The 9,397-nt window shown below is 30.4% G+C and carries 8 protein-coding genes; 1 reads left to right on the forward strand and 7 read right to left on the reverse strand.

Going from position 1 to position 9,397, the window contains the following annotated elements; genetic code table 11:
- Positions 1–100: 100 nt before the first annotated feature.
- The 4 genes from HGI79_RS21560 to HGI79_RS21575 all read right to left on the reverse strand — a co-directional run bounded on the left by HGI79_RS21560 (position 101) and on the right by HGI79_RS21575 (position 4,145).
- Entirely contained in the window at positions 101–1,273 is a 1,173-nt protein-coding gene (locus HGI79_RS21560; RefSeq protein WP_185652728.1) for a SpoIIE family protein phosphatase, read from the reverse strand.
- Between the two features lie 14 nt (positions 1,274–1,287).
- A complete protein-coding gene (locus tag HGI79_RS21565) occupies positions 1,288–3,009 on the reverse strand; it encodes a [Fe-Fe] hydrogenase large subunit C-terminal domain-containing protein (protein ID WP_185652729.1) in 1,722 nt (573 codons plus the stop codon).
- A complete protein-coding gene (locus HGI79_RS21570; RefSeq protein WP_185652730.1) occupies positions 3,010–3,261 on the reverse strand; it encodes a (2Fe-2S) ferredoxin domain-containing protein in 252 nt (83 codons plus the stop codon).
- 602 nt (positions 3,262–3,863) lie between these two features.
- Positions 3,864–4,145 carry a pyrimidine/purine nucleoside phosphorylase gene (locus tag HGI79_RS21575; protein ID WP_185652731.1) on the reverse strand — a complete coding sequence of 94 codons (282 nt, stop codon included), beginning with the start codon at positions 4,143–4,145 and terminating at the stop codon, positions 3,864–3,866.
- A 337-nt stretch (positions 4,146–4,482) separates the two neighbouring features.
- Here HGI79_RS21575 and HGI79_RS21580 point away from each other — a divergent pair, with 337 nt between their 5' ends.
- Positions 4,483–5,328, forward strand: coding sequence for a CPBP family intramembrane glutamic endopeptidase (locus tag HGI79_RS21580; RefSeq protein WP_185652732.1), 846 nt, complete (start codon positions 4,483–4,485; stop codon positions 5,326–5,328).
- 188 nt (positions 5,329–5,516) lie between these two features.
- Here HGI79_RS21580 and HGI79_RS21585 read toward each other — a convergent pair whose 3' ends face one another.
- Genes HGI79_RS21585 through HGI79_RS21595 form a run of 3 tightly spaced genes read right to left on the reverse strand, consistent with a single transcriptional unit; the run spans position 5,517 to position 9,296 of the window.
- Complete coding sequence (locus HGI79_RS21585; protein ID WP_185652733.1) at positions 5,517–6,842, reverse strand: TcaA NTF2-like domain-containing protein; 1,326 nt, start codon at positions 6,840–6,842, stop codon at positions 5,517–5,519.
- 39 nt (positions 6,843–6,881) lie between these two features.
- Positions 6,882–8,015: a hypothetical protein gene (locus tag HGI79_RS21590; protein ID WP_185652734.1), complete on the reverse strand. Its 1,134-nt coding sequence runs from the start codon at positions 8,013–8,015 to the stop codon at positions 6,882–6,884.
- Between the two features lie 3 nt (positions 8,016–8,018).
- On the reverse strand, positions 8,019–9,296 hold the full coding sequence (locus HGI79_RS21595) for a TRAFAC clade GTPase domain-containing protein (RefSeq protein ID WP_185652735.1): 1,278 nt from the start codon (positions 9,294–9,296) through the stop codon (positions 8,019–8,021).
- Between the last annotated feature and the right edge of the window lie 101 nt (positions 9,297–9,397).

The following is a 9,397-nucleotide window of genomic DNA, read 5'->3' on the forward strand; positions in this document are numbered from 1 at the left end:
CTTTCTTAAACTATTTATCAGTGGCATAATCTAGTAATGTGCTAGGTGGAATAAATTAAATTTAAAAGTTCCGTACCCTATATAAGTTCCACACCCCATTCTACACATAATTTATGTTTACTTTTTTCCCGATACTCTCCAAAGTTTTGCATAGTTCTTCTACAAGTTTAAGCTTAATACTTAAGTCCATAGGGAAATCTGGATTTTGATGAGCTGGATTTATTGCTTTTCCTACCCAAAGATTTAAGTGGGTGCATTCTTGAACCAACATTTTAACCAACTTAGATACTCCGTCACTACCCTTATAATTAATATTTTTATTTTCTTTTGAAAAGTTACTTCCATATTTTTTTATCTCATCTATAGCTTTGTTTAGTGTTAGAACCCCTTCTGTAATTAGATCTATTCCGTCCATAACTGCTGTAGGAGGAGTGTCCCTATCGTAAAAATCTAAGTTAACCTTGAGTTTTCTATTTAGCTCTCTCTCTGCAATATTTGCTGCAGTACCGCCGCATATTATTTTTTTACCAGGACTTGATATAAATTCTTTTATTACTTTACTGTCCATGGCTCTGTTCTTAGGTGGTCCAGTAAAAAGATTTATAAAACAAGGTTCTCTCATTTTAATAGTTACAACAGTTGTATCATCACCCGGTTTCCCACAATATAAGTCCCAACATACTTCAAGCAAGTCTTTAGTTAATCTCTGTGCCTCCAAATTGTCCAAGGATCTTTTTTTTAGATACTTTTCAACATCACTCCACTGCCATCCAAGATTTAATGTATTTCCTATACCAGCATGAATTACACCATCACTAACTACGGTTAGTGTATCTCCTTCTTTTAAAACCATATTACTTTCCATAATTTTTTGTTCATTTATTAAAAGAGGATTTTTCAGGATATTTATACTCTCTCCATATCTCATCATAAATATTGGAGGGTTGTCATACTCTGCAATATACACCCTACCATCATTGTATATCTTCATTAGAGTAAAGGTTGAATAAGCAATATTTCTAACTTTGCATACTGGAAGAGTATTAGCAATTGTATCTACTGTTTCGTATATATTGGCTCCTTCCTTCAGCATTGTACCTGCTATTTTAGAAGTTAAAGTTGCTAAAATGTTAGCTTTTACCCCACTTCCTAGTCCGTCTGCCATAATAACTATTGTACATTCCTTCATCCTAATTATATTTACCATATCACCAGGTAACTCTTCACCATACTTAACTAGAGTACCATATGCAACATCCACAAAGTATTCCATATATTCTTATCACCTCACAGTATACTATGATTTTCCCCTTCAACTATTTTCTTAAGCTTTGTTAGAGTTATCTTAGTCTCAGCTGTGGTTTCCCCAAGCAAGCTTGCAATTTCTTGAGCAACTCTCATTTGTTTTTCAATTACTAGCTGAGCAGCATTAATTGTATTTTCCTTAAGCTTCATAAGTTCTTGTTTATTTTTTTCTTCCATAGTGATATCTATCATAACTACTAGTAACATATCTTGTTTTGGGAGGTAAACTACTGTTTCTATGAAGTCTAAGCCATACTTTGGGTAAGATACTTTTTTACTTATTATACCTTTTCCTGTTTCTTTCACATATTTAAAGTCTTTATCCTCAATAATTAAAGAAATTGACTTATTTTTTATATTTTTAGCACTAATAGTAAATGCCTTTTCTGCCGCTGGGTTAATTTCTTTTACCTTCATTGAGCCATCTAAAAGTATTATACAGTTAAGTGTATTTTCAAATATTACATTGCTTAAACTCTCTGCTCTGCTTCTCATATAGTGCAGACACATTGTAGTTTCTGCCATACCTTCAAATACAGCTTGAGCCTTTTCTCTGCAGGTATTGTATCCGCACACACCACAATTAAGCTCATCTTCCGGTCCATACTTGCCCATGTCTCTCATTATTTCCGTTATTTGCTCTTCTGAAGCTTTCTTCTTTATAACACTCTTATCAATAAATGATGTTTCATACTCTATAGTATCTTGTACATAAATATGACTATAGTTCTTTTCTTCAATGTCGCTGATGTAACTCTTAATCTTCTGCAATCTTACATAATACCCTTTTTCATTTTTAACCATACTAGGCCCACCAATACAGCTTCCTCTGCAAGCACTTACTTCAAGGAAACAGTTAGTTACTTGTCCTTTCTTAATAGAATTAAATAACTCCATACATTCTTCCGTACCGCTAATAGAAAGTGCTTGAAGTTTCTTATTTTTCAACGTGTTGCTAATACAGCTAACTATTCCTCCTAACACGGGATATTTTTTTCCCAATTTAAAATAATTTCTATCAAAGCTGGATTCTTCAAGTTTATCTATATCAATATTTAATTCTCCAGCCCAAAGAGGAATTTCTTCAAAGGTTAAAACCGCATCTATTATTTCTTTATTTAGAAAGCTTTCTGATTCAATTTTTTTACCTATACAGGGTCCTATGAATACAACAAAGCTATCTTTTCCATATACTTGTCTTAAGCTTTTACCGTGAGCAATCATAGGTGATACTACTGGTATCATATACTTAACAAGGCTTGGGTAATACTTCTCAATAAGATGATTAGTAGATGGACATGCAGTGGATATATAGTTATCTATATTACTATTTTCTATATATCGCTCATATAAATTTGACACTATATCCGCACCAGCAGCAGTTTCCTCCACATATAAAAATCCAAGTTTTCTTAACAATGCGGCAAGTTTACCTGGCGTTATATCAAATACTCCAGCAAAAGAAGGTGCTATACTAGCTATTACTTTCCTGCCTTCCACAATAGCTTGTTTAACTTTTCCAAGATCACTGACTATATGCCTTGCATTTTGAGGACATATAGAAAAACAATTGCTGCAGGCAATACATCTATCTTCTACCACCTCAGCTTGTTCATTTTTAAACTTTATAGCCTTAACTGGACATGACCGTAAACACTTGTAGCAGTTTTTGCAATTTGCACTGGAAAAGTTCATATATTTCATCTAACTTATCCTCCCCATAACTTGCTCCTTAAAAAAACTTTCTACATTTGTTGTTCTTAGTGAATAGATTGTATCCTCATCATCAAATTTAACTGATACACCTTCTGTACAATGGCTTAGGCAAAATGCTCCTTTTAATTCAACTTTGTCCTTTAATTTATAAGTTTCTATGAATTGTTGAAAGGCTTCAATAATATCATAAGAACCCTTAAGGTGACATGCACTTCCTACACAAACGTTGATAGTTACCATAACCCATCACTCCAAATACAGTATTACTTTAAAATAAACTTATTCTATAAATTCATTAAAGTTTATACCATATTATACCATACATTACATATTTTTAATTCATATAGTATCTTTTACACTGTTTAAAGTTTTAATTTTTTACTATCATTAAAAGCAAAGGCTGTATCCATATCACCTTATCTTTCTTTTTGATTAAAAGCTCTGTTAACATTATTAGTTACGTAAAATTGATATAAAGCTAAGCGTAATAAGATATAGGGTTTCTAGCTCGAAACTTAACTTATACGTAGGAATATGTTGACAAAACTGAAGCACATTTAAAAACTTTTTTATCAGTCTTAGTGAAGTGTTTTTAAAAAGTCTTAGGAGCTTTGATATGTTTGAGGTACGAGTTTATCAAAGTTTCTTAGATTTTCAAAAACACGAACTTTAGACTGATTAAAAGTTTTTAACGTGCTGAAGTTTGGCAACATATTCCGAAGTATAAGTTAAGTTTCTACTTTGGAATCCTATAAAATTAATTATAATAAAAAAAGTGTCCCAACTACCGAGACACTTTCCTATGTATATTCTAACTATAAATAATAAACAAGATACACTTCCTATTTATATAAACAAAGATAAGATGTTTCTTCCTTAACATTTACTTGAAATTTATTGTTTGCTTCTACTATAAATGTATCGTTCTGTTTATATTCTTTCCATTCATCGCTTCCTGGAAGTTTTACTTCCATTTTTCCGCTTGTTATAGTCATAATTTCTTTGCTTGATGTTCCAAATTCATATTCTCCTATTGCCATAACTCCTATTGTTGCAGGCGCCTCAGCTGTGTTAAAGCTCAATGATTTTACTTTTCCATCAAAATACTCATTTGTTTTAAACATTTTGTTTTCCTCCCTAGTATAATAATATTGCAAATAGTGACAATATTATTGTATTATACCTTTTTTATAAAGTCTAATATTTTTTGTTAGTTTTATCGAAAATGCAATAAAAGCCTTTGAACCTTAGGATAATTAAAGATATCTAACGTAACGAAGTATGCTAATATATTCGGTGCTGCATTTAAGTTTCTACCTAAGAACCTCATAAAATACCTATAGCTAAAAGCTAAATTTTGGAACTTTTGTTTGTAATTACTTATATAAAATACTATAATATGGTTAGAACATAATAAATTAAGATAATAACCAACACATAATCACGAGGGGGTAAATTTAAATGCATGAAAGCATCGAATTACGGCAGTTGAATACGGGAATGAACTTAAACGAAAGTATACAGGCTTTGTTATCAATTTTTCTATATCAAGTTGTGGTGGGAATACTGCTTTTTATTTTAAGCAGGACAATTATAAGTATATTTGAAGTGTATGGAATAAAAGTTAACAGCATAGATAGTTATATGAGTTTGTTTATGGAAGTAGCGGCTTATATTCTCTTTATAAAAAAATATGTTAACACAAAAAAATTTTATCTTAAAATCACCTGGAAAATAGATTTAAAAATATATATATTTATCTTAATGGCTTTTATAGGTTATAGAATATGCTATGATAACACTCTGTCTCTGCTTTTATCAGCAATAAATAAGAGCAGTTGGGTTGAACAAGCCTTAAATGAAATGCTAAAGGTTCCTGCTCTGGCAGCTATAAGTATACTTTTTGTCGCTCCAATTTTTGAGGAGGCAATTTTTAGAGGAATTATATTAGAACAACTTAGTAAAAGGTATACTCCAATGTTATCAATAATTGTTTCTTCAGCATTATTCTCATTTTTCCACTTAAATTTAATACAATTCGTGAATGTATTTTTCTTAGGTGTGCTATCAGGAATTGTATATCTTAAAACTAACTCACTAATTCCATGTATATTTTTACACTTTATTAACAACGGTTATGCTTTTATGATTGGAGTTTTACCATGGATATATAGTGATAAGTTTAGTATTACCAGACTTATCATTGGAATTCTTGTTTTGATATTATCAGTATTTGTTTTTAAGAACGTTACTCAGAACAAGGAAAACATAACTATAGGGATCTATGAGCTTGGGCAGTGTAGATAAATATATGTATTTACGCAAACCAATGGATAGCTTTTATAAATTCTAAGCTATCCACTGACTTTAATATTTTAATTATAAATTTGTTATATCACATTTTTTCTAGTAAAGTTCCGTTAAAGGCTTTTAAATTATTTGCTTTAGTATAATTAAAGCAAAACCAGCTATGTTCCAAACTCTTTCTTTACTTCTTAATTCTCTATGTTACTTAATCCCCAAGTAGTGCCATTACCTTCAACAGTATAAACATAATCAAATTCTTTTTGTCTTTCTTCTCCACCACTGTAAATAACATAGGTTTCATGAGTACTTACCTTATATAACCCGTTATCAATATGTTGAATATTTGTTATCCTAAAGTTCTTCCATTTTTCCTTTATGTTTTGCGAATTTAAGTTTTTAATAAGTTTCCTTTGATACATTTCTAATTTACTATCAGGTACTATATAAGGACTTACTTTACTATAATCATTACTATTAATAGCCTCAGCCATGTTGTTTAAATAACCAACTATAGCACTTTGTATATAGTGATAATCTTTATTATTACTTTCACTATTATTTGCCCCATTGTAGTTATTCTCATAGTAATCTGCATCATAATTTGGGTCTAAATTCTCTCCCTTTCCCTCTGCTATTAATATGGTTTTTGCATTATGTCTCTCAAGAGGTGAAAGTTCCTTCATATCATTTGTATAATTTGGATTAACGCTATACCAGGATTTACTTTGAAAATAACTTTTAAAAGGCTCTCCAAACTTATAACCATGCCTTGCAAATATTTCATTTCTTGCCAAAGCTAATTGTTCTTTACTCATATTCTTGAGATCATAAGAAGTTAAAGGTTCTTTGTCGCTGTTTGGAAGTATATATCCACCTGTTTTTTTGCTTACTTTATTAGTTTGACTTATAGATTTGGTTGTGGGTACACTTGACTTTTCTTTACTGGAATTATTAGAATTTATAGAAGTAGTGCTGGTATCATCTGTCTTAGAACTATTTTTTGTTGAACTCATGCTAAAGAATATGTAACTACCTGTAAATGCCAAAACAAACAAAAATATAATTATAGGAGTAAATGATTTATTCTTCCTTGGTTTTTTACTATTTATATCTGGGTTAATTTTAGTTTTTACTTTTAATATTTCATCTAATTTATCCTGTGTATAAATATTATGATTTTTCAATTGCCCATAATCTATACCTTGTGTATCTTCTATATGTTTTTTGCTTTCTATGATTTGTTTTTTTCCATCATTAGAACTATCTTCACTAGACTGATTAGTCGGCTTAGCCTGTTCATGGTTTTTAATAGGCATATCTACGTTATTCATATTTACCTTATCTACATTTACTTCATATGCATCTTCTTTATTTTCATTTACTTTATGTCTGTCTGCTTCATCTACTCTATCTACTACAACTTCTTTTTTATTACTTTCTTGTTTTGTACCACAATAACCACAAAATTTATCATTTTCATCTAATACAGTTCCGCATTTTCTACATTTAAACAATGGTAAATCACCTCAACTTTTCATTACTTACACAAAATACTATGATACGAGACTATCTTTAATTCTTTTGATAAAATTTACAAGTTTATTCCAAATAGGAAAGGAACTTGCTTTTTTATCACTGGAATTTTCCCGTTCTTGGAGTTCCTTATGGACTTTTTCTGAAGTTTTAATACAAGTTCTTCTTTCTCCATTTTGAATATCATCAATATTTTTTTTATTTTCTTCTATGGATTCCAAAAGATTATCATATTTACAAAGATCTAATCTATCTTCACTATGAAGCTTATCTGCTTTATATAAAAATTCATTTAATTTTTCTACGTTTTCTATATTTTCCATAATAAAATCAAAAAAAATATGCTTTTCTTCATCAATTCCATCTAGATAAAAGTTTTTGCTTCCTATATCAAAAACATAGCCTGCTTTTATTTCCGTTGTAAGCCTTTTTATACTTCCTTTACATAGGAATATAATATTTATTAAATCTTTTATTTTAGGTTCTTTCATGTAAGTTATAAACCCTATTTTTCTTCTTACTTCAAAAGGAAGCACTCTATATAAATATTTTAGTACTCCTTTTGCAAGTAATGTTATGTTACTATCTTCTAAATCTAATACAATATATATCTTTTTCCCAAATTTAGCTCCATCAAAGCAAGCTTTAATGAGATAAACAAATAATTCACTATCTATGCCAACAGCTGAAAACATTTCTTCTATGGAATTGAACCCTTCCTCATCTTGTCTAATTCCAATATCAGAAACTTCGGGAATAATCATTCCTCCTTCTATACTATAATCTCGTGCAAATCCTGTAGAATATATTATTCTTTCAGGATTTTCTAAGTATTTCTCTTTTTCTTCCTTTGGAATTATGTAACTATGGGTAAAGTATCGGTTTCTTTCACCAGTATAATCTTTACCTGCAAAAACAGATTGACCAACTACCATTTGGTTATCCTCTGTATTTACACAGAATAAAGCATTTGGATATTTTAATATATCTTCTTCTCCAGCTAGTAATGCAGGGGCTTCATAAAAACACAAGTCATGAAGAGTATTTATTATAAATTCCTTATTCAGTTCCTTACTTTTAGCTACCGTATCATACCCTGGAGTTCTACTGAATATTCCTCTTCTTTCTCTTGTATAATATTGTTGTTGAATCATTTTTTACTCCCTTCCCCCATCTAAATAATTCATCTGGTAAAGCAGCCATAAAAATGGCTCATCAACTCTTAGAGGGTTTACACTAGTACTTGTGTCTATTTGGAGATTCTGAGGATTACAACCTAAGGATGATACTGCAAAATATCCTGTAGTTCCAAAATAAGTATCCATAGCTCCTTTAAAGGGACTGTCTACTTTTGCTAAGAACTTTCTAACTTCACCGTCTATATTCTCAAATTCATTTAAGTTAAAAAACTTTCTATGGTTATACTTTCTAAATATATTACTGTTTTCACTTATGTATTCTTCATCATTTAAGTTTCTGAGCATATCACTCTTAGTAACTACTATTGCTGTAGGTATGTTAGTCTTTTCACGGGACTGCTTAGATATAAAGTTCTCAAATAGATATACAATTATATCTTTTGGCTCTTGATATTTTTCTGTAAAGTCACCTTTTAATTCTCTGTTTGCTATACTTATCTTCTTTCTCAAAGCTCTCATCTGAAGAGGATCTACAAGAAATATTATTCCATCGGAGTTTTTTATATGTTCTCCATGTTTTTCTATGTACGCTTTATCAGTCATTCCTTCACCAGGTACATCATAAAAAATAAGTGTTATAGGTGGTATTTTATCTTCTTTAAATTTTAAGTTTTCTATCAATGGATCTATATGCTGTTTTGGTGTTGGATCCAACATTATATTTTTATCAAAAATTCTTTCTTGGTTTTCTCTTATTTCATCATTATAAGCTGAACTGCCTGCTATAAGAGAAGCACCAATTCTTTCACAGGTATATCTTTCTAATACATATAGAAGAGTTGTCATATATACAGACTTTCCTGCCTGTGAAGCCCCTACAACAGAAATAATTTTCGAAGTACCTCTTCCTGAAGTTATTGGAAGCTCATTATGGCAATAAGGACATAATCTTTCACTAGTACTTATATCATACTTATCTTTAATTTCTATGAGCACCCCATCTACTCTAATCTTATTGCTCTCTGGAAGTCCTTCCGCCCTAACTATAGCATTTATTTCACCTAAAGTTCCCTTACCAACTTTTTTATTATATTGATTAAGCAATTCATCCACAGCTTTTTCATATTCAGGATCTCCTTTTTCTGAATGTGACGCCCTAAAAACTACTTGATCAGTTTTAAACTTTTTGAAGCAAAAAGGACATGTTATCATAAAAGGTCCTTTTTCATAAGTTGCTTTCTTATAATCATTTCTCTGCTTTTTATTATTCCCACGAAAAATTCCAAAAAGACCCATAGGCTTTTTACTCCTTTCACACAAATATAGGTACGGAACTTTTAAATTTAATTTATTCCACCTAGCACATTACTAGATTATGCCACTGATAAATAGTTTAA

It is taken from the genome of Clostridium sp. DJ247 (genome assembly GCF_014231265.1).